The sequence below is a fragment of the Sphingomonas sp. LR60 genome (assembly GCF_036855935.1).
GTDB lineage: Bacteria > Pseudomonadota > Alphaproteobacteria > Sphingomonadales > Sphingomonadaceae > Sphingomonas.
Genome location: NZ_JASPFK010000001.1, coordinates 3,498,280 through 3,520,998, shown reverse-complemented (window position 1 = coordinate 3,520,998; position 22,719 = coordinate 3,498,280). Strand labels below are relative to the sequence as shown.

General features: G+C 67.6%; 25 protein-coding genes and 2 pseudogenes. 14 read left to right on the top strand and 13 right to left on the bottom strand.

Annotated elements, in window-relative coordinates; all coding sequences use genetic code 11:
- Positions 1–114 precede the first annotated feature (114 nt).
- The 4 genes and pseudogenes from QP166_RS16765 to QP166_RS16750 all read right to left on the bottom strand — a co-directional run bounded on the left by QP166_RS16765 (position 115) and on the right by QP166_RS16750 (position 2,681).
- A pseudogene (locus QP166_RS16765) lies at positions 115–1,244 on the bottom strand (GNAT family N-acetyltransferase).
- Positions 1,245–1,275: 31 nt separating this feature from the next.
- The gene (locus QP166_RS16760; RefSeq protein WP_333916937.1) at positions 1,276–1,746 is read right to left on the bottom strand and encodes a RidA family protein; all 471 of its coding nucleotides are present in this window, start codon (positions 1,744–1,746) and stop codon (positions 1,276–1,278) included.
- 33 nt (positions 1,747–1,779) lie between these two features.
- Positions 1,780–2,409, bottom strand: a complete 630-nt coding sequence (locus QP166_RS16755) for an HAD family hydrolase (protein WP_333916936.1) — start codon at positions 2,407–2,409, stop codon at positions 1,780–1,782.
- On the bottom strand, positions 2,406–2,681 hold the full coding sequence (locus tag QP166_RS16750; RefSeq protein WP_333916935.1) for a DUF3572 domain-containing protein: 276 nt from the start codon (positions 2,679–2,681) through the stop codon (positions 2,406–2,408). Before QP166_RS16750 ends, QP166_RS16755 begins: the two co-directional genes overlap by 4 nt.
- 47 nt (positions 2,682–2,728) lie before the next feature.
- Here QP166_RS16750 and QP166_RS16745 point away from each other — a divergent pair, with 47 nt between their 5' ends.
- Positions 2,729–3,079, top strand: a complete 351-nt coding sequence (locus QP166_RS16745; protein ID WP_333916934.1) for a response regulator — start codon at positions 2,729–2,731, stop codon at positions 3,077–3,079.
- A gap of 133 nt (positions 3,080–3,212) precedes the next feature.
- Here the strand turns inward: QP166_RS16745 and rpmG are convergent, their stop codons facing one another.
- Positions 3,213–3,380 carry a 50S ribosomal protein L33 gene (rpmG, locus tag QP166_RS16740; RefSeq protein WP_007407030.1) on the bottom strand — a complete coding sequence of 56 codons (168 nt, stop codon included), beginning with the start codon at positions 3,378–3,380 and terminating at the stop codon, positions 3,213–3,215.
- 162 nt (positions 3,381–3,542) lie between these two features.
- Here rpmG and QP166_RS16735 point away from each other — a divergent pair, with 162 nt between their 5' ends.
- From QP166_RS16735 to QP166_RS16720, 4 genes are all read left to right on the top strand, one after another.
- Entirely contained in the window at positions 3,543–3,818 is a 276-nt protein-coding gene (locus QP166_RS16735; RefSeq protein ID WP_333916933.1) for a hypothetical protein, read from the top strand.
- 75 nt (positions 3,819–3,893) lie between these two features.
- The gene (locus QP166_RS16730) at positions 3,894–4,391 is read left to right on the top strand and encodes a Dps family protein (protein ID WP_333916932.1); all 498 of its coding nucleotides are present in this window, start codon (positions 3,894–3,896) and stop codon (positions 4,389–4,391) included.
- Between the two features lie 31 nt (positions 4,392–4,422).
- Entirely contained in the window at positions 4,423–4,608 is a 186-nt protein-coding gene (locus QP166_RS16725; protein WP_333916931.1) for a DUF1328 family protein, read from the top strand.
- Positions 4,609–4,692: 84 nt separating this feature from the next.
- Positions 4,693–6,849 carry a M3 family metallopeptidase gene (locus tag QP166_RS16720; RefSeq protein ID WP_333916930.1) on the top strand — a complete coding sequence of 719 codons (2,157 nt, stop codon included), beginning with the start codon at positions 4,693–4,695 and terminating at the stop codon, positions 6,847–6,849.
- 170 nt (positions 6,850–7,019) lie between these two features.
- Here the strand turns inward: QP166_RS16720 and QP166_RS16715 are convergent, their stop codons facing one another.
- Both QP166_RS16715 and QP166_RS16710 read right to left on the bottom strand, forming a co-directional pair.
- A complete protein-coding gene (locus QP166_RS16715) occupies positions 7,020–7,298 on the bottom strand; it encodes a GNAT family N-acetyltransferase (RefSeq protein WP_333916929.1) in 279 nt (92 codons plus the stop codon).
- Positions 7,295–7,465, bottom strand: coding sequence for a hypothetical protein (locus QP166_RS16710; RefSeq protein ID WP_333916928.1), 171 nt, complete (start codon positions 7,463–7,465; stop codon positions 7,295–7,297). The genes QP166_RS16715 and QP166_RS16710 overlap by 4 nt, the downstream gene beginning before the upstream one ends.
- Before the next feature lie 109 nt (positions 7,466–7,574).
- Here QP166_RS16710 and recQ point away from each other — a divergent pair, with 109 nt between their 5' ends.
- Genes recQ through QP166_RS16695 form a run of 3 tightly spaced genes read left to right on the top strand, consistent with a single transcriptional unit; the run spans position 7,575 to position 10,212 of the window.
- Positions 7,575–9,344 (top strand): DNA helicase RecQ, encoded by a 1,770-nt coding sequence (gene recQ, locus QP166_RS16705; RefSeq protein ID WP_333916927.1) that lies wholly within the window; start codon positions 7,575–7,577, stop codon positions 9,342–9,344.
- A 44-nt stretch (positions 9,345–9,388) separates the two neighbouring features.
- On the top strand, positions 9,389–9,817 hold the full coding sequence (locus QP166_RS16700) for a TIGR01244 family sulfur transferase (protein WP_333916926.1): 429 nt from the start codon (positions 9,389–9,391) through the stop codon (positions 9,815–9,817).
- 5 nt (positions 9,818–9,822) lie between these two features.
- On the top strand, positions 9,823–10,212 hold the full coding sequence (locus QP166_RS16695) for a hypothetical protein (protein WP_333916925.1): 390 nt from the start codon (positions 9,823–9,825) through the stop codon (positions 10,210–10,212).
- Positions 10,213–10,382: 170 nt separating this feature from the next.
- Here the strand turns inward: QP166_RS16695 and QP166_RS16690 are convergent, their stop codons facing one another.
- Together QP166_RS16690 and QP166_RS16685 are read right to left on the bottom strand one after the other, a co-directional pair.
- Entirely contained in the window at positions 10,383–11,270 is an 888-nt protein-coding gene (locus QP166_RS16690) for an LOG family protein (RefSeq protein WP_333916924.1), read from the bottom strand.
- A gap of 38 nt (positions 11,271–11,308) precedes the next feature.
- A complete protein-coding gene (locus QP166_RS16685; RefSeq protein WP_333916923.1) occupies positions 11,309–11,941 on the bottom strand; it encodes an extensin family protein in 633 nt (210 codons plus the stop codon).
- A gap of 213 nt (positions 11,942–12,154) precedes the next feature.
- Here QP166_RS16685 and QP166_RS16680 point away from each other — a divergent pair, with 213 nt between their 5' ends.
- From QP166_RS16680 to QP166_RS16660, 5 genes are all read left to right on the top strand, one after another.
- A complete protein-coding gene (locus QP166_RS16680) occupies positions 12,155–13,309 on the top strand; it encodes a phosphoserine transaminase (RefSeq protein WP_333916922.1) in 1,155 nt (384 codons plus the stop codon).
- A 127-nt stretch (positions 13,310–13,436) separates the two neighbouring features.
- Positions 13,437–15,014, top strand: a complete 1,578-nt coding sequence (gene serA / locus QP166_RS16675; RefSeq protein ID WP_333916921.1) for a phosphoglycerate dehydrogenase — start codon at positions 13,437–13,439, stop codon at positions 15,012–15,014.
- 159 nt (positions 15,015–15,173) lie between these two features.
- Positions 15,174–15,674 (top strand): endonuclease domain-containing protein, encoded by a 501-nt coding sequence (locus QP166_RS16670; RefSeq protein WP_333916920.1) that lies wholly within the window; start codon positions 15,174–15,176, stop codon positions 15,672–15,674.
- A complete protein-coding gene (locus QP166_RS16665) occupies positions 15,565–16,665 on the top strand; it encodes an ATP phosphoribosyltransferase regulatory subunit (RefSeq protein ID WP_333916919.1) in 1,101 nt (366 codons plus the stop codon). The genes QP166_RS16670 and QP166_RS16665 overlap by 110 nt, the downstream gene beginning before the upstream one ends.
- 147 nt (positions 16,666–16,812) lie before the next feature.
- Positions 16,813–17,208 (top strand): hypothetical protein, encoded by a 396-nt coding sequence (locus QP166_RS16660; RefSeq protein ID WP_333916918.1) that lies wholly within the window; start codon positions 16,813–16,815, stop codon positions 17,206–17,208.
- Positions 17,209–17,213: 5 nt separating this feature from the next.
- On the opposite strand, the gene QP166_RS16655 is transcribed toward QP166_RS16660, so the two are convergent.
- Positions 17,214–17,705, bottom strand: a complete 492-nt coding sequence (locus tag QP166_RS16655; RefSeq protein WP_333916917.1) for a TlpA family protein disulfide reductase — start codon at positions 17,703–17,705, stop codon at positions 17,214–17,216.
- Positions 17,706–17,878: 173 nt separating this feature from the next.
- Between QP166_RS16655 and QP166_RS16650 the strand changes: the two genes are divergently transcribed.
- On the top strand, positions 17,879–19,168 hold the full coding sequence (locus QP166_RS16650) for an adenylosuccinate synthase (protein ID WP_333916916.1): 1,290 nt from the start codon (positions 17,879–17,881) through the stop codon (positions 19,166–19,168).
- Positions 19,169–19,441: 273 nt separating this feature from the next.
- Here QP166_RS16650 and QP166_RS16645 read toward each other — a convergent pair whose 3' ends face one another.
- The 3 genes and pseudogenes from QP166_RS16645 to QP166_RS16635 form a co-directional block, all read right to left on the bottom strand.
- A complete protein-coding gene (locus QP166_RS16645) occupies positions 19,442–19,891 on the bottom strand; it encodes a hypothetical protein (RefSeq protein WP_333916915.1) in 450 nt (149 codons plus the stop codon).
- Between the two features lie 78 nt (positions 19,892–19,969).
- Complete coding sequence (aroC, locus tag QP166_RS16640) at positions 19,970–21,046, bottom strand: chorismate synthase (protein WP_333916914.1); 1,077 nt, start codon at positions 21,044–21,046, stop codon at positions 19,970–19,972.
- 96 nt (positions 21,047–21,142) lie between these two features.
- A pseudogene (locus QP166_RS16635) lies at positions 21,143–22,719 on the bottom strand (cisplatin damage response ATP-dependent DNA ligase).

The window sequence follows — 22,719 nt, the reverse complement described above, 5'->3', positions numbered from 1 at the left end:
ATCCGTTCGTGCTGAGCCTGTCGAAGCACGTGCTCCGTGGCACGCCCTTCGACAGGCTCAGGGCGAACGGTGGGGATAGTGACCGCGCGCGCCAGGTTGAGCGATAGGGGCGAACTACCCCCGCCGGAACGGCGTCAGCTCACCCAGAAACGCCTGTTCCCCTTCCACCGCGACGCGCTCCTGTTCGAGGAAGTCGGCCACCGCGCGGCGGAAGTTCGGATCGGGGATGTAATGCGCCGACCAGGTGGACACCGGCGCATAGCCGCGCGCCAGCTTGTGCTCGCCCTGCGCGCCGGCCTCGACCCGCGCCAGTCCGCGCGCGATCGCGGCATCGATCGCCTGATAATAGCATAGCTCGAAATGGAGGAATGGCACCTCCTCGGTCGCGCCCCAATAGCGGCCGTAGAGCGCATCCTCGCCGATCAGGTTGAGCGCCCCCGCGATCGGCACCCCGTCGCGCTCGGCAAGGATCAGCAGCACGCGCTCGCCGAGCGCCTTCCCCAGCAGCGGGAAGAAGCTGCGCGTCAGATAGGGCTGTCCCCATTTTCGGCTGCCGGTGTCCTGGTAGAAGCGCCAGAAGGCGTCCCACTCGCGCGCGCCGATCGCCGCACCGGTCAGGTGGCGGATCGTCAGGCCCTCGATCGCGGCGGCGCGCTCCTTGCGGATCGCCTTGCGCTTGCGGCTGGCGAGCGCGGCGAGGAAGTCGTCGAAGGTCGCATAGCCATTGTTCTGCCAGTGGAATTGCGTCCCCTCGCGCACCAGCCACCCCGCAGCGGCGAATAGCGGCAGTTGCTGGGGGTAACGAAGGTCACGTGCGCGGAGGACAGCTCGTGCTGCGCCACCACCGCCTCGATCGCGCCGATCAGCGCGGGTGCGGCGTGCGGGTCGCGCAGCAGCAGGCGCGGGCCGGGAACGGGCGTGAAGGGCGCGGCGACCTGTAGCTTCGGATAATAGCGGCCACCCGCGCGCTCCCACGCATCGGCCCAGCCGTGGTCGAAGACATATTCGCCCTGGCTGTGGCCCTTGGCATAGGCCGGCGCGATCGCGATCGGCGCGCCATCCGCGCCATCGACGACGATCGGCACCGGTTGCCAGCCGCTGCGCCCACCGACGCTGCCCGATTCCTCGAGCGCGGCCAGGAAAGCGTGGCCGACGAACGGGTTGGCAGTGCCGGCGCACGCATCCCATTGCTCGGCAGGGATGGCGGACACGCCGGGCACCAGGCGCGCGGTAATCGAGGTCATCGCGCGCGAGATAGGATCGCGAAGCCCGCTATCAAAGGGCGGAGGCGACTTCCACGATCGCATCCACCTCGACCATCGCGCCGAGCGGTAGCGCCGCGACGCCGACGGCGGCGCGGGCGTGCTTGCCATTGTCCCCGAACAGCTTGACCATCAGGTCCGACGCGCCGTTCGCCACCTTGGGCTGGTCGGTGAAGTCGGCAGCCGAATTGACGAACACGCCCAGCTTCACGATCCGCGTCACGCGCTGGAGGTTGCCGCAATGCGCCTTGATCTGCGCGATCACCATCAGCGCGCAGCGCTGCGCGGCGTCCTGTCCGTCCTCCAGCGAGACGCCATCGCCGAGCCGCCCGGTCACGACCGCGCCGTCCTTGAACGGCAATTGGCCCGAGATGTGGAGCAGCCCGCCCGCCTCGACGACGGGGACGTAGGCGGCGACGGGGGCGGCCGCCTGCGGCAGCGTGAGGCCAAGCTCTTCGAGAGCGCGATCGATGCGGTCGGTCATGTCGCGCTGCTTGCCGCTTGCGCCCCGCCGCGGTCAAGCCTCCGCGGGCACCCCGGCGTCGAAGCGCGCGGCGATCCAGTCCTGCGCGGTCGCCCAGTCGTCGATCCGCGCATGGGCGTGCGGCGAGGGCGGGACGCCGGGGGCGAGTTGCGGCTCGGAGACCATGTGCAATCGCCACACCCCTGGCGCGTGTTCCGCGACCGATTCGTGGTGATGCGGCAGATCGTCGACGAACACCGCGACCGGTGCGCCATATTCGGCGACCAGCCGTGCGACCGGTGCGCCCTTGCCGCCCTGGTTGCATTCGACGCGGTGCGCGATCCCGTGTCCGGCGAGCTGGTCGATACGGTGCGTCCGGCAGTGATCCTCCAGATTGGTGAGGATCACGACATCGGCGCGCTGCGCGAGCATCGCCAGCGCTTCGCCGGCACCGGGCACCAGCGTCTGGCGGTGCATCTCGTCGGGGAAGAAGCCGCCGAGATAGCCGAACATTTCCTCGCGGGTCATCGGCACGTCGCTGCCGCGCCGCTTCATGTTCTTGGCGAGTTCCCACGTGCCGATCGTGAAATCGACCTCGTGCTCGGAGCCCAGCCAGTCGGCGAAGTGGCGGACCATGTGCAGCAGCACTTCATCGCAGTCGGAGATCAGCAGCGGCCGCGTCATGCCCGCTGCTCCAGCACCTGCCGCGCCGCGACGAGCGATTCAGGGCTGTGCCCGGTTGATTCCGCACAGGCGATCAGGTCGGGTTCATGTGCCTCGAGGAAAGAGAGCGTTGCGGCGAGCGTCGAAGGATCTGTAAGGTATTCTCGCAAGTTGTCTGGCGTAAGGCCCGTCGTGCCGAGAAAACGCTCGGCGCGTAACGGATCGTTAAGGACAAAGGTCAAGGCATCGAGTGCGCGTGCCACGGCATCGTCCGGTTTCGTGTCATTGCGCATCACTATCTGTCGTCGCCCTGTTGGGAGTGTTCGCCGCGTGGCAAAGGGTGCTCGTTGTCGAGGACAACGAACTCAATCTGAAGCTGTTCAGCGACCTGCTGCGGGCGCACGGCTTCGTCGTGGAGCCGGTGCGCGACGGCCGCGAGGCGGTGGAGCGCGCGCGGGCGTTCGCGCCCGACCTGGTCGTGATGGACATCCAGATGCCGCACGTCACCGGCTACGAGCTGATCCTGCAACTGAAGGCCGACGCGGCGCTGCGTGCCATTCCGGTGATGGCCGTGACCGCCTATGCCGGGCGCGAGGACGAGGAACGGCTGCGCGCCGCCGGCGCGGACGCTTATGTGTCGAAGCCGATCACGCTGGCGCGGTTCATGGCCGCGGTGACCGAGCTGACCTGACGCGCCACGCAGAAAAGCCGCCGGCGCGTGGCGCGGGCGGCTTTCAAGAAGCGAGAACCGGACTGATCCCGTGCGGTTCTGGATCCCGGCCTTCGCCGGGATAACCCGCCGGTCGCTTCCGCGACTCGCCGGGTTACTTGATCTTGGCTTCCTTGAACTCGACGTGCTTGCGCACCACGGGATCGTATTTGTTGAAGCTCAGCTTCTCGGTCTTGGTGCGCGGGTTCTTCTTCGTGACGTAGAAGAAGCCGGTGTCGGCCGAGCTGACGAGCTTGATCTTGACGGTGGTCGGCTTTGCCATGACCAGTTCCTAGCGAATGAAAACAAAAAATGCGGCGAAGGCTTCTCCGCCGCGTCAGGCGAGGGCGCTTGGCGCATGTCGCCGACGAAGTCAAGCATCGGCACGGTTAAGCACCCGGTAACGGACGCCGCTTTAAGGTGTGCATCAGAGGAGCTTGCCGCCATGAGCAACAACGATGTCATCACCGCCCGTGCAGAGCTGACCGCGCGAATCGCTGCGATCGAATGGCGCGCCGGGCCGTCGCGACTCGCGCCGGACATCGCGCGTATCCATGAACTGGCGCAGCATCATCATATGCCCGGCGCGGTCGATGTCGCGAATCAGCTGCGACTTGCGCTCGCGCGCGGGGAACGTGGCGTGCCGGTGCATCGCTGGCTGCAATTGTTGGGACAGGCGGTCGCCACCGACCAGGCGGAGCCGTCGCGCCGCGCAGCCTGAGCGCACCCGCTTGACGGGAGCCAAACCCACGTCAGATCGTTTCGCCTGCGACACCTTGATCGTACGGAGCGACACGTGACCGACACCAATCCTGCCCTCGAAACCCCCACCGATCTGGCGCGTAACGACACGCGCACGGTCGCCGACGCGCTCAACGCGGCGCTGGCGGACAGCTATGCGCTGTATCTGAAGACCAAGAACTTTCACTGGCACGTCAGCGGCCCGCACTTCCGCGACTATCACCTGCTGCTCGACGATCAGGCGGCGCAGATCCTGGGCGTCACCGATGCGATCGCCGAGCGCGTCCGCAAGACGGGCGGCACCACGCTGCGCTCGATCGGCGACATCTCGCGCCGGCAATCGATCAAGGACAATGACCGCGACTTCGTCTCTGCCGACGACATGCTCGCCGAACTGCGCGACGACAATTTGACGCTGGTCGAGCGTTTCCGCGACGTGAAGCAGGCGTCCGAGGATGCCGGCGACAATGCCACCAGCGGGATCGTCGACGAATGGACCGATCAGGCCGAGGAGCGCGCCTGGTTCCTGTTCGAAGCCAGCCGCAAGGGTTGATGCCCGTCCACGATCGATCTGGAGCCATGTCATGTTGAAACTCGCCGTCATCTTCCTCATCGCCGGGCTCGTGCTCGGCGCGCTCGGCTTCGGCGGGATCGGCGGCGCCTTCATGGGCATCGCCAAGATCCTGTTCTTCATCGCGCTCGCGCTGTTCCTGATCTTCCTCGTGCTGGGGATCGTGGCCGGCAAGAAGGTGAAGGACGCGATCGACTGATAACCTGGGAAACAGGGCAGCCACCTTGCCCCAACCTGCGCGCGGGTGCATCACCGCGCGCAGGTTCGATCCCGAGGAGTTCCGATGCGTTTGCCCTTCGCCGCCGTCCTGTTGACCGCGATGACGACCTCTGCCGCCGTGCCGATCGGCGCCGCCGCGCAATCCGCCGCGCCGCTTCCCGCCACCAATCCTTTCGCGAAGCCGAGCACGCTGCCGTTCGAGGCGCCACCGTTCGACCGCATCAAGGACACCGATTATCAGCCAGCGCTCGAGGCCGGGATGGCCGAGCAGCTCGCCGAGGTGAACAACATTGTCCGCGTTCGCTCGATGCCGACGTTCGACAACACGATCGCTGCGCTGGAGCGCTCGGGCCGGTTGCTGGAGCGCGCCGCGCTCGCTTTCTACGGCGTCAACGGCGCGAATACCAATGACGTGCTCCAGAAGACGCAGGAAGTGCTCGCGCCCAAGTTCGCGGCGCATCAGGACGCGATCCAGCTCAACCCGCAGCTCTTCGCGCGCGTCCGCACGCTGTACGATGCGCGCCAGACCCTCAAGCTGACGCCCGAGCAACTGCAGGTGCTGACGCTGACCTATGAGAATATGGTCCGCGCCGGTGCCAAGCTGTCACCCGCCGACAAGACCAAGCTGAGCGCGCTGAACGCGCAGCTTTCGACACTGGAGACCGCCTTCCAGCAGAAGCTGCTCGCCGCCGCCAAGGCCGGCGCGCTGGTCGTCGACGATCGCGCCAAGCTGGCGGGGCTTTCGGAGGCGGAGATCGCCGCTGCGGCGGATGCCGCCAAGGACCGTGGGCTCACGGGCAAGTACGTCCTGACGCTCCAGAACACCACCGAGCAGCCGGCGCTCGCGTCGCTGACCGACCGCGCGACGCGCGAGGCGCTGTTCAACGCGAGCTGGACGCGCGCTGAAAAGGGCGACGCCAACGACACGCGCGCGACGATCAGCCAGCTCGCCGAACTGCGCGCGCAGAAGGCGAAGCTGCTCGGCTTTGCGACCTGGGCCGATTACGTGCTGTCCGACCAGATGGCGAAGAACCCGACCACGGCGCTCGGCTTCATGCAGCAGCTCGGCAAGCCGGTCGGCGCCGAGCAGCGCCGCGAAGCCGCCGAGTTGCAGCAGCAGATCAAGGCCGAGGGCGGCAATTTCCAGCTCAAGCCGTGGGACTGGGATCTCTATTCGGAGAAGCTGCGCAAGGCGAAGTACGACCTGAACCAGGACGAGCTGAAGCCGTATTTCGAGATCAACAAGGTGCTGACCGACGGCGTGTTCTACGCCGCCAACCAGCTGTACGGCATCACCTTCAAGCGCCGCACCGACCTGCCCGTCTATCAACCCGACGTGATGGTCTATGAGGTGTCGGAGGAGAATGGCACGCCGATCGGGCTGATGTATTTCGATTACTGGAAGCGCGACAACAAGAACGGCGGCGCGTGGATGTCGAACTTCGTCAACCAGTCGAAGCTGCTCGGCACCAAGCCGGTGATCTACAATGTCGGCAATTTCACGAAGCCGGCGGCGGGGCAGCCCGCGCTAATCACCTTCGACGACGTGACGACGATGTTCCACGAGTTCGGCCATGCGCTGCACGGGCTTTTCGCGAACCAGACCTATCCGTCGGTGTCGGGCACCAATACCGCGCGCGACTTCGTCGAATTCCCGTCGCAGTTCAACGAGCATTGGGCGCTCGATCCCAAGGTGCTGCCGCATTATGCAGTCAACCGCCAGGGTCAAGTGATCCCGCCTGCACTGGTCGCCAAGATCAAGCGGGCGGCGACCTTCAACACCGGCAGCAGCTTCGGACAGGCGCTCGCGGCGGCGGAGCTGGACATGAGCTGGCATTCGCTGCCCGCCACCGCCGGGCGGCAGGATGTCGACACCTTCGAGCAGAAGGCGCTCACCTCGACCGGGCTCGACACCGCCGACGTGCCGCCACGCTATCGGTCGAGCTATTTCCTCCACATCTGGGGGAACGGCTATTCGGCCGGCTATTACGCGTATCAGTGGACCAAGATGCTCGACGCGAATGCCTATGCATGGTTCGAGAATCACGGCGGGCTGACGCGCGCCAACGGTCAGCGTTTCCGCGACATGATCCTTTCGAAGGGTCATACCGAGGATTACGCGCCGATGTTCCGCGCCTTCAACGGCAAGGACCCGGAGGTGGGGCCGCTGCTCCACGATCTGGGGCTGAATGCGGACGGGAGCCGCGTGGCGGCGGAGTAGGTCTGTTCCCCGGCGAAAGCCGGGGTCCAGTCGGGAGGGCGCGATGAAAGAGGTGGCGCCCACCGCATCGTCATTGCGAGCGTAGCGAAGCAATCCAGGGCCGGATCAGGACGCCCTGGATTGCTTCGCTACGCTCGCAATGACGACTACGTAATCCAGCGACGCTGCGCCTACGCCAACAGATCCCGCATCGCGGGATGCTTCTCGATATACGCCCGCACGAACGGGCATTGCGGCACCACTTTCCATCCGCGGTCGCGGACGATATCGAGCGCGCCGCGGATCAGCTTGGTGCCGACGCCGCGCCCTTCGATCTCGGGCGGCACGACGGTGTGCGTGAACACGATCGTCCCGCCTTCGAGCTGATAGGCCGCGACCGCGCGGTGGTCGCCGACCGCCAGGGTGAACTCCTGTTCGGAGCGATGATCCTTCACGCGCTCGACGGTCATCGCGCGGCAGCCGGTAGCTCGGGTGGGGCGTCGACACCCTTGGCCGCGGGGGCGATCGGGCGCGGCTTGTCGGCTTGCCGCTCGGTATCGGACGCGCGCCGTTCGCACGCCGATAGCGCGGTGGCCGCCGCGAAGGTGAACAGGGCAAGATTGGGGCGTACGCGCATCGCGGTCTTTCGGCAGGTCAGTGACCCCGCGCACTACGCGCCAGCGCCGCCGGCCGTTCCCGCCGCTGTTGCGGAAGCGGTTCTGCACGCCTAGGTGCTGCCCGTGCACATGGCGCGCGATCCGCTTCCCGACCTTCACCGCATCTTCGGCTTCCCTGCGTTCCGCGGCGTGCAGGAGCAGGTGGTCACGCGCGTGCTCGCGGGCGAGCGGACGCTGGCGGTGATGCCGACCGGCGCCGGCAAGTCGCTCTGCTATCAACTGCCCTCGGCGATGCTGGAGGGGACGTGCGTCGTCGTCAGTCCGTTGATCGCGTTGATGCACGACCAGCTGCGCGCGGCGACCGCGGTCGGCCTGCGCGCCGCGACATTGACCAGCGTCGACGAGAACAAGGCCGAGACGCGCGGGCGCTACCTCGATGGCGAGCTGGACCTGCTGTACGTCGCGCCCGAGCGCGCCTCGACCGCCGACTTCCGCGACCTGTTGACGCGCGGCCGCCCGGCGCTGTTCGCGATCGACGAGGCGCATTGCGTCAGCGAATGGGGGCATGACTTCCGCCCCGATTACCGGCTGTTGCGCCCATTGCTCGACACGTTCGCGGACGTGCCGCGGCTCGCGCTGACCGCCACCGCCGATGCGCACACCCGCGCCGACATCCTCGAACAGCTGGGCATCCCGCACGAGGGGATGATCGTCGCGGGGTTCGACCGGCCGAACATCCGCTATGCGATCCGGCCCAAGGACAACAGCACGCGCCAGATCGCCGATGTCGTCCGCGACACGCCCGGCCCCGGCATCGTCTACGTCCAGACCCGCGCCGCGACCGAGAAGATGGCGGCGCAACTGACGCAGATCACCGGGCGCCCGGTGCGCGCCTATCACGCCGGGCTGGATCCGGCGGTGCGCGCGAAGAACCAGGCCGATTTCGTCGCGTCGGAGGATATGGTGATGTGCGCGACGGTCGCGTTCGGGATGGGGATCGACAAGCCCGACGTCCGCTTCGTCGCCCATGCCGGCCTGCCGAAATCGATCGAGGCCTATTATCAGGAAACCGGTCGTGCCGGTCGCGACGGCGATCCGGCGGTCGCGCATCTGTTCTGGGGCGCGGAGGATTTCGCGCGCGCCCGCCAGCGGATCGGCGAGGTCGAGCCACAGCGCCAGCCGGGCGAGCGGCAGCGGCTGGCGGCGCTCGGCGCACTGGTCGAGACCGCCGGGTGCCGCCGTGCGATCCTGTTGCGCCATTTTGGTGAGCACCCGCCCGAGACCTGCGGCAATTGCGACAATTGCCTCTCGCCGCCCGCCGCGATCGACGCGACCGAGACGGCCCGCAAATATCTGTCGGCGGTGTTCCGCACCGGGCAGATGTTCGGCGCGACCTACATCGAGGAAGTGCTGACCGGGAAGTCGAGCGAGCGCAGCCTGATGAACGGGCATGAGGCGCTGTCGGTCTGGAACATCGTCGATGGCGCCGAGGCCGCGATGCTCAAGCCGGTCGGGCGTGCGTTGCTGCTGAAGGACGCATTGCGCACCAATGCGCACGGCGGGCTCGAGTTTGGGCCTGGCGCGCGCGCGCTGCTGAAGGGCGAGGCGACACTGTCGCTGGTCGAGCCGCCCAAGCGCGAGCGGCGGCGGCGCGGGGTAGGGGCGGCGGACAATCCGGTCGACGATCCGCTGTTCGAGGCACTACGCGTCACGCGCCGCGAGCTGGCGAAGGAGGGCGGTGTGCCGCCCTATGTGATCTTCCACGATTCGGCGTTGCGCGAGATGGCGGCGCTGCGTCCGACCTCGCTCGCCGCACTCGGCCGGATCGCGGGCATCGGCCAGCGCAAGCTCGATGCTTATGGTCAGGCATTCCTCGACACGCTGCGCGCGCCCGGCTGACGTTTCCGGCTGACGCCGGGCGCGCGATTGGCTACGGAAGCGCGATGCTTCGCCCTCTTGATCCGACGATCGCGGTCGCCCCGCAGATCACCCCCGACGATGTCCCCGCGATCGCCGCTGCCGGCTATGTCGCGATCGTCAACAACCGCCCCGATGGCGAGGAACCCGGTCAGCCCGCCGGCGACGCGATCCGCGCCGCCGCGGAGGCAGCGGGGCTCGCCTATACCGCAATCCCGATCACCCAAGCCGGCTTCTCGCGTCCGCAGGTCGATGCGATGCAGGCTGCGATGGCGGCGGCGGACGGGCCGGTGCTGGCCTATTGTCGTTCGGGCACGCGCTCGTGCAACCTGTGGGCGCTGGCGCGCGCCGCGCAGGGGGACGATGCCGATGCGGTGACGGCCAAGGCGGCGCAGGCCGGCTATGACCTGCGCGCGTTGCGCCCGGCGCTGGACGCGGTGGCGCACGCAGGCTGACGCAGATGCGGCTGGGGGGGCTGTTCGGCTTTGGACGTGCGGCGCGGTCGATACACACCGTCGAGGACGCGATCGCCGCCGCGGCGGAGGCGATGCCGACCTTCGCGGCCTATGATGCCGTGATCGGCGACGATGGCCGTGCCGCGCTGACGATCGACGCGACCGGCCGGCTCGCGCTGATCGTCGTACGCGGCGCGCGCGTGCGGGCGCGCGTGGTGGACTGGCCAATGCTGCGGCTGATCGATGGCGGCGTGCTGATCGAAACGCGCGACCGTCGCATGGGTACGGTCGTGCTCAATCGCCTGACCGCGATCGACATCCGCCGGCTGGGAATGCCGCCGCTCCCGCAACGCGAGAAGGCCGAGATCGTGCCCGAACCCGCGGCGGCGGCGTAGGTGAGCGGCTGCGTGCGCGTCATTGTCATTCCCGCGCAGGCGGGAATCCAAACGCGCAGGTTTGTCGATGGAGGCGCAGGCGCCAGAGGTTCTGGATTCCCGCCTGTGCGGGAATGACGACCGGATGAAAGCGTCGCCCGGATCAAATCCGGGCAGACGGCTTCGTCGGTCTACTTCCCCGCAGCCTCGCGCGCGGCTTGGCGATCGCGGTAGAATTGCTGGACCACTGCCCAGCCTTCCGCCGCGCTCTCGACATAGTGGAAGATGCCGAGGTCCCGCTCCGATACGACGCCTTCCTCGACCAGCGCGTCGAAATTGATCACGCGCTGCCAGAACTCGCGCCCGAACAGCAGCACCGGGATCGGCTCGACCTTGCCGGTCTGGATCAAGGTCAACAGCTCAAACAGCTCGTCGAAGGTGCCGAACCCGCCCGGGAACGCCGCCAGCGCGCGCGCGTGGAGCAGGAAGTGCATCTTACGCAGCGCGAAATAGTGGAATTGCGTCGACAGCGCCGGAGTCACGTACGGATTGGGGGCCTGCTCATGCGGCAGGACGATGTTGAGCCCGATCGATTCGGCGTGGACGTCCGCGGCGCCGCGATTGGCGGCCTCCATGATCGACGGACCGCCGCCCGAGCAGACCACGAAGTGCCGCTTGCCGGCCTCGTCGCGCGGGAAGTTCGAGCAGAGCTGCGCCAGCTCGCGTGCCATGTCGTAATATTTGCTCTTGTCGATCAGCCGCTGTGCGATCTTGCGGCTCTTCTCGTCGGTGGCGAGATCGAGCAGCGCCTGCGCCTTCGCCGGCTCCGGAATGCGCGCCGATCCGTAGAAGACGAAGGTCGAACCGATATGCGCTTCCTCGAAGATCAGTTGCGTCTTGAGCAGTTCGAGCTGGAAGCGGACCGGACGGAGATCCTCGCGCAGCAGGAAGTCCATGTCCTGGAAGGCGAGGCGGTAGGCCGGGCTCTCGGTCTGCGGGGTGGAGACGTTGGTCTTGGCGACCTCGGCATCCTGCTTGGCACGCGGAAAGACGCGGCTCGGTACTCGGGTATCACTCATTTATCGTGAGATAGAATGCCACTGTGACACTCGCAAGCTCAGCGGCAGAAGCGCGCGTTATCGTCTTCCAGATGCAGGTGATCGCGGTGCACGGCGTTATAGTCGGGCGACAGCACCGTTCCGAAGCGCCGACACGCCGAGGTGTGGACGACCTTCAGGAATTGCCGCACCGCCGGGTCAGTCGAGTTCCAGTCGCGCAGGATCGAGATGCGGCGCCCGTCCTTCAGCTCGAACGCGCCGATGTCGATCGCATTGGCGATGGCGTGGCCGGAGCGGCGCGCCGGGCCGCTGGTGCCGACGGTGTTGCGGCAGGCGTAGCTGCCCATGCTGACGACGCGCGACAATTCCGATCCGAGGATCTGATAGGCGGCGGGGGCGACGCCGTTGCGTGCCCAGGCGGCATAGGCGCGCGCCGCGCCGCAGCGCACGGCGCCGAGGTTCGCGGTCGGCACCCCGATGTCGAGCAGCTTGACCGTCCCGGTCAGGCCGCACCCGCCGCCAAAATCCTTGTCGGGCAGCGGCTGGAAATCGACGCCGAGCGCGCGCAGATCGGCGAAGCACTGCCGCGTCTCGCGCGCCGAGGGCAGCTCGACCCGCGCGCGTTGTGTGGGGGCAGCCGGGCGTTCGGTACGCCCGCAGCCGGCGAGCGCGAGCGCCACCGCGATCGTCATGCCGGACCTGTTCCGGCATCCACCCATCCGCTCGCCCCACATCGTTTTGACTTGCGGTACGGTGGACCCCGGAACAAGCCCGCGGTGACGAAGGGACTCGGCGGTGCGACGATCCGAGCAATCCATGTTGCCAGATCGCGGGCGCGTCGCTAGGGCCGTCGACGGGCCACGCGGTCCCAACGCCGCGCGTGCTCTCTGTAAGGAGAGACAGACATGACTGATTCGACTGCCGCCGACGCCACCCTTGCGCCGACGAAGCCTTCCACCAAGCCGGCGCGTCCGCATTTCTCGTCCGGACCGTGCGCCAAGCCTCCCGGCTATGATCCCGCCAAGCTCGCGACCGATGTTCTCGGACGTTCGCACCGCTCGAAGCTCGGCAAACAGCGGCTGCAATATTGCATCGACCTGATGCGCGAATTGCTGAACCTGCCCGACACCCATCGCATCGGCATCGTCCCCGGCTCCGACACCGGCGCGTTCGAGATGGCGATGTGGACGATGCTCGGCGCGCGTCCCGTCACCGCGCTCGCATGGGAAAGCTTCGGCGAGGGCTGGGTGACCGACGCGGTCAAGCAGCTGAAGATCGATCCGACCGTAATCCGCGCCGATTACGGCCAGCTGCCCGACCTGCAGCAGATCGACTGGTCGAACGACGTGCTGTTCACCTGGAACGGCACCACCAGCGGCGTGCGCGTGCCCAACGGCGACTTCATCCCCGACGATCGCGAGGGGCTGAGCTTCGCCGACGCGACCTCGGGCGTGTTCGCTTACGACCTGCCGTGGGACAAGATCGACGTCGCGACGTTCAGCTGGCAGAAGGTGCTGGGCGGCGAGGGCGCGCATGGCGTGCTGATCCTCGGCCCGCGCGCGGTTGAGCGGCTGGAAAGCTATACGCCGGCCTGGCCGTTGCCGAAGGTGTTCCGCCTCGTCTCCAAGGGCAAGCTCGCCGAGGGCGTGTTCAAGGGCGAGACGATCAACACCCCGTCGATGCTGGCCGTCGAAGATGCGATCTGGGCGCTGCAATGGGCCAAGGGACTGGGCAAGGGGGGACTGATCGCGCGCTCCGACGCCAATGCCGCTGCGCTCGACAAGCTCGTCGCGGATCGCGACTGGCTGGGGCATCTGGCGGTTGATGAGGCGTCGCGGTCGAAGACCAGCGTGTGCCTGACCGTCGCAGGCGCTGACGAGGCGTTCATCAAGAGATTCGCCGCGCTGCTCGAGAAGGAAGATGCCGCCTATGACGTCGCGGGTTACCGCGATGCGCCGGCGGGGCTGCGCATCTGGTGCGGCGCGACCGTCGACACCGCCGATATCGAGGCGCTCGGGCCGTGGCTCGATTGGGCCTATGCGACCGCGAAGGCGGGCTGATCCTTAACTTCGTCATTCCCGCGCAGGCGGGAATCCGAACACGCAGGTCGTCGATAGAACCGCAACGTCAGAGGTTCTGGATCCCCGCCTCCGCGGGGATGACGGCCGTTTCCGGAAGGGAATGAACATGCCCAAGGTACTGATTTCCGACAAGATGGACCCGCGCGCTGCCGAGATCTTCCGCGAACGCGGGGTCGAGGTAGACGAGATCACCGGCAAGACCCCCGACGAGCTGAAGGCGATCATCGGCCAGTATGACGGCCTCGCGATCCGCAGCTCGACCAAGGTCACCAAGGATATTCTCGAACACGCTACCAACCTGAAGGTGGTCGGCCGCGCCGGGATCGGCGTCGACAATGTCGACATCCCCGCCGCCAGCGCCAAGGGCGTGGTCGTGATGAACACCCCGTTTGGCAATTCGATCACCACCGCCGAACATGCCATCGCGCTGATGTTCGCGCTCGCACGCCAGTTGCCGGAGGCGGATGCCTCGACGCAGGCGGGCAAGTGGGAGAAGAACCGCTTCATGGGGGTCGAGATGACCGCCAAGACGCTGGGCCTGATCGGCGCCGGCAACATCGGTTCGATCGTCGCTGACCGCGCGCTGGGGCTGAAGATGAAGGTGGTCGCGTTCGACCCGTTCCTGACCGAAGAACGCGCGGTCGAGCTGGGCGTGACCAAGGTGACGCTCGACGAACTGCTGGCGCGCGCCGACTTCATCACGCTGCACACGCCGTTGACCGACCAGACCCGCAACATCCTGTCGGCCGAGAACCTCGCCAAGACCAAGAAGGGCGTGCGGATCGTCAATTGCGCGCGCGGCGGGCTGATCGACGAAGTGGCGCTGAAAGCAGGGCTCGATTCGGGTCATATCGCGGGCGCGGCGCTCGACGTGTTCGTGACCGAGCCGGCCAAGGAAAGCCCGCTGTTCGGCACGCCGAACTTCGTCTCGACCCCGCACCTCGGTGCGTCGACCACCGAGGCGCAGGTCAATGTCGCGATTCAGGTCGCCGAGCAGATGGCGGACTATCTGGTGTCCGGCGGCGTCACCAACGCGCTCAACGTCCCCAGCCTGTCGGCCGAGGAAGCGCCGAAGCTGCGGCCGTACATGGGATTGGCCGAAAAGCTCGGCTCGCTGGTCGGTCAGCTCGCGACCGGTGCGATCGATCGTGTATCGATCCACCGCGAGGGTGCGGCGGCGGACCTCAATCCGAAGCCATTGACCAGCGCGGTGCTGACCGGCTTCCTGCGCCAGCAGACCGACACGGTGAACATGGTCAACGCGCCGGTGCTGGCGCGCGACCGCGGCATGGAAGTGCGCGAGATCCGTACCGAGCGCGAGGGCGATTACCACACGCTGCTGCGCGTCGCGGTCCGCACCGCCGATGGCGAGCGGTCGGTGGCGGGGACGCTGTTCGGCGACAGCGCGCCGCGGCTGGTCGAGCTGTTCGGGATCAAGGTCGAGGCCGATCTGACGGGCGCGATGCTGTATGTCGTCAACGAGGATGCGCCGGGCTTCATCGGCCGCATCGGGACGCTGCTGGGCGAGGCGGGCGTCAACATCGGGACGTTCCACCTCGGGCGGCGTGAGGCCGGTGGCGAGGCGGTGCTGCTGCTGTCGGTCGACGAGGTGGTGGACGCGGAGCTGCTGGCGAAGGTCAAGGCGTTGCCGGGGGTGAAGACGGCGATGGGGCTGTCGTTCTGATGTGATGGGGGGGGCGGTCTCGGTGAGACACCGGCCCCTCACCCAACCCTCTCCCCAGAGGGGAGAGGGCTTTTGAACCTTCTTAGCCCTCTCCCCCTTTGGGGAGAGGGTTGGGTGAGGGGTTGCCGCGCACGATGCCATTCAAGATGGTGCGCGCCGATGCAAACCGACCCCCTTCTCCTCGACCGCGCGCGAAGAATGCGCCGGGAGATGACCGAGCCCGAAACGCGCCTCTGGCTCGCTCTCCGCGGCCGCCGCTGCCAGAACACCAAGTTCACCCGCCAAGTCCCGGTCGGCCCGTACATCGCCGATCTCTGCGCCCGCAGCGCGCGGCTGATCATCGAGGTTGACGGCGACACCCACACCGACCAATCCCGCGACGACCGACGTACAACAGCGCTGATGAACATGGGTTACCGCGTGCTCCGCTTCGCCAATGCCGACATCATGACGAACATGGATGGCGTTCTGCACCAGATCAGCGTTGCGCTCGCGGCGGCCCTCACCCAACCCTCTCCCCGCCGGGAAGAGGGCTATCGGATGACCAATCATGACCGCGCTTTTGCCCGAGGGTCTTCGCGACCGCCTGCCGCCGTTCGCCGATGCCGCCGCCGCGATCGAATCGCGCGTGCTGGCGGCGATCCACGCGCATGGCTATGAGCGCGTCGACCCGCCGCTCGCAGAATTCGCCGAAGCGCTGGGGACGCGGCTGAAGGCCGGAGCGCTCCACGATGCAGTGCGCTTCGTCGATCCGGTGTCGCAGCGGACGCTGGCGATCCGGCCCGACCTGACGGCGCAGGTCGCACGGATTGCGGCGACGCGGATGGGGCATCACCCGCGGCCAGTGCGGCTCAGCTACGCCGGATCGGTGCTGAAGCTGCGCGCCAGTCAATTGTCGCCCGCGCGCGAGACGCGGCAGATCGGGGCGGAACTGTTCGGGCTCGATTCGGTCGCCGCCGCACAGGAAGTCGTTACCGTCGCAATCGACGCGCTTGCGGCCGCCGAGGTCGCGCGCCCGTCGATCGACTTCACGCTCCCCGATCTGGTCGATACGCTGGCCGCCGGGCCGTTGCCGGTAGCGGCCGACAGGCTCGACGACTTGCGCCAACGGCTCGACGCCAAGGATGCGGCCGGGGTGGCGGCGATCGCGCCCGATTACCTGCCGCTGATCGCCGCCGCCGGGCCGTTCGCGCACGCGGTCGAGCGGCTGCGAGCGTTCGATCGTGACGGGGTGCTGGCGTCGCGGATCGACGGGCTGACCGCGATCGCCGCCGGGCTGGACGGGCGCGTCGCGATGACGCTCGACCCGACCGAGCGCCACGGCTTCGAATATCAGACCTGGCTCGGCTTCTCGCTGTTCGGCGGCGGATCGAGCGTCGAGATCGGGCGCGGCGGCACCTATACGGTCATGCATGAGGGTGGCGCGGAGGAGGCGGCGAGCGGCTTCTCGCTGTTCGCCGACCGGCTGCTCGGCGATCCGCCGGTCCATGATCGCCGCCGGTTGTTCGTGCCGCTCGGCACGCCTGTCGCCGACGCGGCGCGGTGGCGCGCGCAGGGCTGGGTGACGGTCGCCGCGCTGGAGGCGGGGGACACGCCCAAGGCACAGCTATGCACGCATGTGCTCGACCGTGGGGAAGCACGCGCGCTGTAAGATGAAATGTCGGTAATGTGGGGCAGCGACATTTACGCTGCGCCGTGGCCCGAATAGACTTGATGGCGACTTATGTCGGAGGTCGTCATCATGATCCTGAAGGCGTCGATTTCTTTCATTGTACTTTCATCATTTGCACTTGGTACGGTGGCGAGCGCGCAGACCTATGTCGTCCGCCGCGTCGATCGCGGCCCGACCAAGGGCTTTGCCGATCTGCATATTTCCAAGGCGGCGATGCCGGGCGAGAAGATCCGGCTGTGGTTCGCGACGCTGACCAACCCGGATTGCTCGTCCGCGGGCACGATGACCACACAGGTCGTCGACACGCCGCATCACGGCGTCGTCGATATTTCGTACGACAAGGTCTATCCGAACTTCGTCGCGCCGAACCCGCGCGTCATCTGCGACAAGCAGAAGGTCGACGGGGTGCAGGCCTTCTACACCCCCGCAGCCGACTTCCACGGCCATGACAAGGTCGTGTTGCAGAACGCGACCTCCGAAGGGCGCGTGCGGCGCGTGGTGGTCGACGTCGACGTGCGCTGACGCGGTCAGCCGGCCGGGCGTTCGTTGAGCAGCGGGATAAGCTCGCGGTTGAGATCGTCCAGATCGAACGACCCGGCGCGCCCGTAGCGGACTACTCCGGCACGATCGATGATGTAATTGGTCGGCACCGCGGTCATCTCGACCGGGATGCCTTTCACGTGCCGCACCGAGGGGATCGCCAGCGCCGCGAAGAGCGGCTTCATCTTGTAGAGCGGCAGCGACCCTTCGGTGGTGATCGCGAAGACGCGCAGCCCATGTGCCTGCAACCGCCGGTAATAGGCATCGAGCAGCGGCAGCTCCTGCCGGCACGGCACGCACCAGGTCGCCCAGAAATTGAGGATGATCACTTCACCCTTGTGGTCGGCCAGTGTCGTCTTCGTGCCGTCGACCAGCGTCAGTTCGACCGGCGGTGCGGGTTGTCCGACCTTGATCTCCTTCGCCGCCGCCGGCGTCGCCGCCAGCGCGAGAGCGAATGCCGTCGCGTATCCCCTGATCATGATGTGTGCTCCCCATTGCACGGTCTGCCGCGTACCGGGCGTCGGCGTCAATCGGCAGGTTGACCCGCTCCCACCCGCCCGCTACCCGCGCCCCCGACATTCCTGAACCGCCCGCGTGCCGAGTCCTGTCGAAGGGCGCGCGGGTTCGCAGCGGCAGGCGAGGAATCGCATCCATGGCAAATGTGGCAGTCATCGGCGCGCAATGGGGCGACGAGGGCAAGGGCAAGATCGTCGACTGGCTGGCGGAGCGCGCCGACATGGTCGTCCGTTTCCAGGGCGGGCACAATGCCGGGCATACGCTGGTAGTCGGCGAGAACGTGTACAAGCTGTCGTTGCTGCCGTCGGGGATCGTGCGCGGCACGCCGTCGGTGATCGGCAATGGCGTGGTGCTCGACCCCTGGGCGCTGAAGGCGGAGATCGAGCGGTTGGCGGCGCAGGGCGTCACCGCCACGCCCGAGACGCTGCGCATCGCCGACAATTGCGCGCTGATCCTGCCGTTCCACCGCGATCTCGACGGGCTGCGCGAAGATGCCAGCGGCGCGGGCAAGATCGGCACGACGCGGCGCGGGATCGGCCCGGCGTATGAGGACAAGGTCGGTCGCCGCGCGATCCGCGTCTGCGATCTGGCGCATCTCGACGATCTCGGGCCGCAGCTCGACCGGCTGACCGCGCACCATGACGCGCTGCGCGCCGGTTTCGGCGAGCCGCCGATCGACCGCGATGCACTGGTCGCCGAACTGCGCGACATCGCCGGCTTCGTCCTGCAATTCGCGCGTCCGGTGTGGCGCGACCTGAACATCGCCAAGGAAGCCGGCAAGCGCATCCTGTTCGAGGGCGCGCAGGGCGTGCTGCTCGACATCGACCATGGCACCTATCCGTTCGTCACCTCGTCGAACACGATCGCGGGAAGTGCCGCGGGCGGTTCGGGGCTGGGGCCGGCGGCGGTCGGCTTCGTGCTGGGAATCGCCAAGGCGTACACCACGCGCGTCGGCTCCGGGCCGTTCCCGACCGAGCTGGACGACGCGACGGGCGAGCGGCTGGGCACGCGCGGGCATGAGTTCGGTACCGTCACCGGGCGCAAGCGCCGCTGCGGCTGGTTCGACGCAGTGCTGGTGCGGCAATCGGCGGCGGTCGGCGGGATAACCGGCATCGCGCTCACCAAGATCGACGTCCTCGACGGGTTCGAGGAAGTGAAGATCTGCACCGGCTATCGCCTGCGCGACGAGGTGATCGATTATTATCCGGCCCATGCCGCCGATCAGGCGCTGGTCGAGCCGGTTTACGAGACGATGCCGGGCTGGCAGGAATCGACCGCCGGCGCGCGGAGTTGGGCCGACCTGCCCGCACAGGCGATCAAGTACATCCGCCGTGTCGAGGAATTGATCCGCTGCCCGGTGGCGCTGGTGTCGACGAGCCCGGAACGGGCGGACACGATCCTGGTGCGGGATCCGTTCGCGGATTGAGCGGCGTGATCCATTCAAGCTGACGCGTCACCCCGGCGAAAGCCGGGACCCAGCTGGTGGACCGTACTGATGTGCGTCGCGCTTCATCTCTTAGGATCTCCCAACTGGGCCCCGGCTTTCGCCGGGGTACAGATGGGGTTGCTTCAAGCCAGCTGGATAAAACTCTGAAACACGTCGCCCCGGACTTGATCCGAGGCCCCGCTTTCTCGGTCGAGAAGGAACGGGGCCCCGGGTCGAGCCCGGGGTGACGATTAGATAGCGGTTGCTAGACGCTTAGTTGCGCGGCCCCGGCTGGGTCGCGGTGCCTGCTGCACCACCCTGCGGCAGCTGGTCCGGCGGCGTGTTCGTCGCCTCGGTCGGCTGCCCCTGCTGCGGCTGGCCCATCGTGGTGCGCGAGTTGGTCACCGCGTCCGGTCCGGTCGTCGTGGTGCCGCGGGCGCGACGCGACGAGCGCTTCGTAGTCGTGGTACGATCGGTCGACGTGCTCGGCATGCTGGTCTGCGGCGTGCTGGTCATCGGGTCCATCGTGGAGCCGCCCATCGTGGAACCGCCCATCGTGCCACCGGGCTGCCCCGGCGTGCCACCGATCGTTCCGCCGGGCTGCATCGTGCCGCCCATCGATCCACCGGCCTGGCCCATCGTGCCCCCGGCGCCAGTCGTCTGCGCCATGGCGGCGGCGGGAAGCAACAGGGCAGCGGCGGTCATCGCGATATAAGTACGCATCGAACCTCTCCTTTTATATGGAATGGTTCGTCAACGATGCGCGAACGCCGAACGTTCCTGACAATCGGCGCGTACTGCCTAACGGGTGCCGCATTGCGCGCGGTGGAGCAACGCCTGATCGGCCAGCACCAAGGCGACCATCGCCTCTACCACCGGCACGCCGCGGATCCCGACGCACGGGTCATGGCGGCCCTTGGTCATCACCTCGGTCGCGGTGCCGTCACGGGTGATGCTGGGGACGGGCGTGAGGATCGAGCTGGTCGGCTTGAACGCGACGCGCACGCGCACCGGCTGCCCGGTCGCGATCCCGCCCGCGATCCCGCCGGCATGGTTGGCGAGGAAGTCGGGCGTGCCGTCCGCACCGGGGCGCATCGGATCCGCGTTCTGCTCACCCGACAGCGCGGCCGCCGCGAAGCCGTCGCCGATCTCGACGCCCTTGACCGCGTTGATCGACATGCAGGCGGCGGCGAGTTCGCTGTCGAGCTTGGCATAGAGCGGCGCGCCCCAGCCCGCCGGGACCCCGCTCGCCTCGCACGCGATCACTGCGCCCAGCGACGAGCCGGCCTTGCGCGCGGCGTCCATCTTCGCCTCCCAGCGCGCTGCGGCACCGGCATCGGGGCAGAAGAACGGATTGGCGTCGATCTGCGCATCGTCGAACGCGGCATAGTCGATCGCGTCGCCGCCGATCGCCTCGACCCACGCACGGACGCGCACCTGCGGCACCACCGCGCGGGCCACCGCGCCCGCCGCGACCCGCGCCGCGGTTTCACGCGCCGACGAGCGCCCGCCGCCGCGATAGTCGCGGAAGCCGTATTTGGCGTCATAGGCATAATCGGCATGACCCGGGCGATACGCCTGGGCGATGTCGGAATAGTCCTTCGAACGCTGGTCGACATTCTCGATCATCAGGCTGATCGGCGTGCCGGTAGTCCGCCCCTCGAATACGCCCGAGAGGATACGGACCTGATCGGGCTCCTGCCGCTGCGTGGTGAAGCGCGACTGGCCGGGGCGGCGGCGGTCGAGCCACGGCTGGATGTCGGCCTCGGTCAGCGCGATCCCCGGCGGACACCCGTCGACCACCGCGCCAAGCGCCGGGCCGTGGCTCTCGCCCCAGGTGGTGAAACGGAACACGCGGCCGAAGGTGTTGAAGCTCATGGTGGCGCGCTTTGCCAGAAGCGGGGGCGGGGGACAGTCCCTCGGAGATTGCGCTCCTCTCCGTCATTCCCGCCTCCGCGGGAATGACGGAGAGTGTCAGGTCACCAACTTCTTCAGCCCCACCAGCGTATCCGCCTCCGCCGCGGGCTTGTCGGTCCTGATCCGCACGATCCGCGGAAAGCGCATCGCCAGCCCGGACTTGTGCCGCTTCGATTCGTGGATCGAATCGAACGCGATCTCCAGCACCAATGTCTTCTCGACCTCGCGGACCGGGCCGAACCGGTTGAGCGTGTGCTGGCGCACGAAGCGGTCGAGTTGCGCGATCTCCTGGTCGGTGATCCCCTGATAGGCTTTGCCGACCGGCAGCAGTTCGCCTTCTTCCGTCCAGCAGCCGAAGGTGTAATCGCTGTACCAGCTCGATCGCCGGCCGTTGCCGCGCTGCGCGTACATCATCACGCAATCCGCGGTCAGCGGATCGCGCTTCCATTTGTACCACAGCCCGGTGCGCCGCCCCGCGACGTACGGCGCGTCACGGCGCTTGAGCATCATGCCCTCGATCGCCGCGTCGCGCGCGCCGGCACGGATGCCTTCGAGCGCGGTGAAGTCCTCCGCTTCGATCACGCGGCTGAGATCGAACCGTTCGGGGTCGAGCCGCGCGGCGAACGTCTCCAGCCGCACGCGCCGTTCGGTCCACGGCAGCGCGCGCAGATCCTCGGTGCCGTCGAACAATATGTCGTAGAGCCGCACGAACGCGGGCGCCTCCGCCAGCATCTTCGCCGACACGACCTTGCGCCCGAGCCGTTGTTGCAACGCGTTGAAACTGCCGGCTTCGCCGCCCTGGAAGTCGCCGCGTACCATCAACTCGCCGTCGACCACGCCATTCGTTGCGAAGGCGGCGGCGACATCGGGGAAGGCGCGCGTCACATCGTCGCCGGTGCGGCTGTAGAGCCGCGTTTCGCCCGCGACATGCACGAGCTGGACGCGGATGCCGTCCCACTTCCACTCCGCGGCGTAATCGGCGAGGTCGACGCGCAGATCGTCGAGCGGATGTGCGAGCATGAACGGTCGGAAGACCGGCACGTCGGCGGCGGTGGGCTGCACGCCGGTGCCCTCCGCCCAGGCGAAGAGCGTGGGGTAGGGGGCTCCAGCCCATGCCACACTTCCTCGACCGCCTCGACGTCGAGCCCGAACGCATCCGCCAGCGCCTGCTTCGCCAGCCGCGACGACACGCCGACGCGCAAGCCACCGGTCGCCATCTTGAGCAGCGCGAAACGCTCCTCGGCATCGAGGCGGTCGAGCATCGTCGCCAGCGCGGCGGGCGCATCGGAGCGCGACAGATGCGCGAGCCGGTCGACGACGTTCGCGACCGTCAGCGGTTCGCCGCTCTCGGGCGGGTGATCGGGCTCCGGCCACAGCAACGAGACCGTCTCGGCCGTGTCGCCGACATAGTCGCGGCTCATCCGGAACAGCACCGGATCGACCCGCGACTCGACCAATGCGCGGATCACCGCCGGCTTGACCCCGGGCAGGTCCAACTCGCCGGTCAGCGCCGCCATCGCCCAGCCGCGGTCGGGGTCCGGCGTCTCGCGCAGATAATCGCCGATCAGCTTCAACTTGGCGTTGCGCGACCGGGTGTAGATCAGCGCGTCGAGCAGGGCGGCGAAGGCGTGCAC

Bases quoted from the DNA above. Each gene is read 5' to 3' on its own strand.
- aroC (WP_333916914.1), bottom strand. From the start codon at position 21,046: ATGAGCTTCAACACCTTCGGCCGCGTGTTCCGTTTCACCACCTGGGGC.
- QP166_RS16695 (WP_333916925.1), top strand. From the start codon at position 9,823: ATGCGGCTGGGGGGGCTGTTCGGCTTTGGACGTGCGGCGCGGTCGATA.
- QP166_RS16680 (WP_333916922.1), top strand. From the start codon at position 12,155: ATGACTGATTCGACTGCCGCCGACGCCACCCTTGCGCCGACGAAGCCT.
- QP166_RS16685 (WP_333916923.1), bottom strand. From the start codon at position 11,941: ATGACGATCGCGGTGGCGCTCGCGCTCGCCGGCTGCGGGCGTACCGAA.
- recQ (WP_333916927.1), top strand. From the start codon at position 7,575: ATGGCGCGCGATCCGCTTCCCGACCTTCACCGCATCTTCGGCTTCCCT.
- QP166_RS16725 (WP_333916931.1), top strand. From the start codon at position 4,423: ATGTTGAAACTCGCCGTCATCTTCCTCATCGCCGGGCTCGTGCTCGGC.
- QP166_RS16755 (WP_333916936.1), bottom strand. From the start codon at position 2,409: ATGACGCGGCCGCTGCTGATCTCCGACTGCGATGAAGTGCTGCTGCAC.
- QP166_RS16710 (WP_333916928.1), bottom strand. From the start codon at position 7,465: ATGCGCGTACGCCCCAATCTTGCCCTGTTCACCTTCGCGGCGGCCACC.
- QP166_RS16735 (WP_333916933.1), top strand. From the start codon at position 3,543: ATGAGCAACAACGATGTCATCACCGCCCGTGCAGAGCTGACCGCGCGA.
- QP166_RS16760 (WP_333916937.1), bottom strand. From the start codon at position 1,746: ATGACCGACCGCATCGATCGCGCTCTCGAAGAGCTTGGCCTCACGCTG.
- QP166_RS16690 (WP_333916924.1), bottom strand. From the start codon at position 11,270: ATGAGTGATACCCGAGTACCGAGCCGCGTCTTTCCGCGTGCCAAGCAG.
- QP166_RS16720 (WP_333916930.1), top strand. From the start codon at position 4,693: ATGCGTTTGCCCTTCGCCGCCGTCCTGTTGACCGCGATGACGACCTCT.
- QP166_RS16715 (WP_333916929.1), bottom strand. From the start codon at position 7,298: ATGACCGTCGAGCGCGTGAAGGATCATCGCTCCGAACAGGAGTTCACC.
- serA (WP_333916921.1), top strand. From the start codon at position 13,437: ATGCCCAAGGTACTGATTTCCGACAAGATGGACCCGCGCGCTGCCGAG.
- QP166_RS16750 (WP_333916935.1), bottom strand. From the start codon at position 2,681: ATGCGCAATGACACGAAACCGGACGATGCCGTGGCACGCGCACTCGAT.
- rpmG (WP_007407030.1), bottom strand. From the start codon at position 3,380: ATGGCAAAGCCGACCACCGTCAAGATCAAGCTCGTCAGCTCGGCCGAC.
- QP166_RS16645 (WP_333916915.1), bottom strand. From the start codon at position 19,891: ATGCGTACTTATATCGCGATGACCGCCGCTGCCCTGTTGCTTCCCGCC.
- QP166_RS16650 (WP_333916916.1), top strand. From the start codon at position 17,879: ATGGCAAATGTGGCAGTCATCGGCGCGCAATGGGGCGACGAGGGCAAG.
- QP166_RS16670 (WP_333916920.1), top strand. From the start codon at position 15,174: ATGCAAACCGACCCCCTTCTCCTCGACCGCGCGCGAAGAATGCGCCGG.
- QP166_RS16665 (WP_333916919.1), top strand. From the start codon at position 15,565: ATGACCGCGCTTTTGCCCGAGGGTCTTCGCGACCGCCTGCCGCCGTTC.
- QP166_RS16655 (WP_333916917.1), bottom strand. From the start codon at position 17,705: ATGATCAGGGGATACGCGACGGCATTCGCTCTCGCGCTGGCGGCGACG.
- QP166_RS16700 (WP_333916926.1), top strand. From the start codon at position 9,389: ATGCTTCGCCCTCTTGATCCGACGATCGCGGTCGCCCCGCAGATCACC.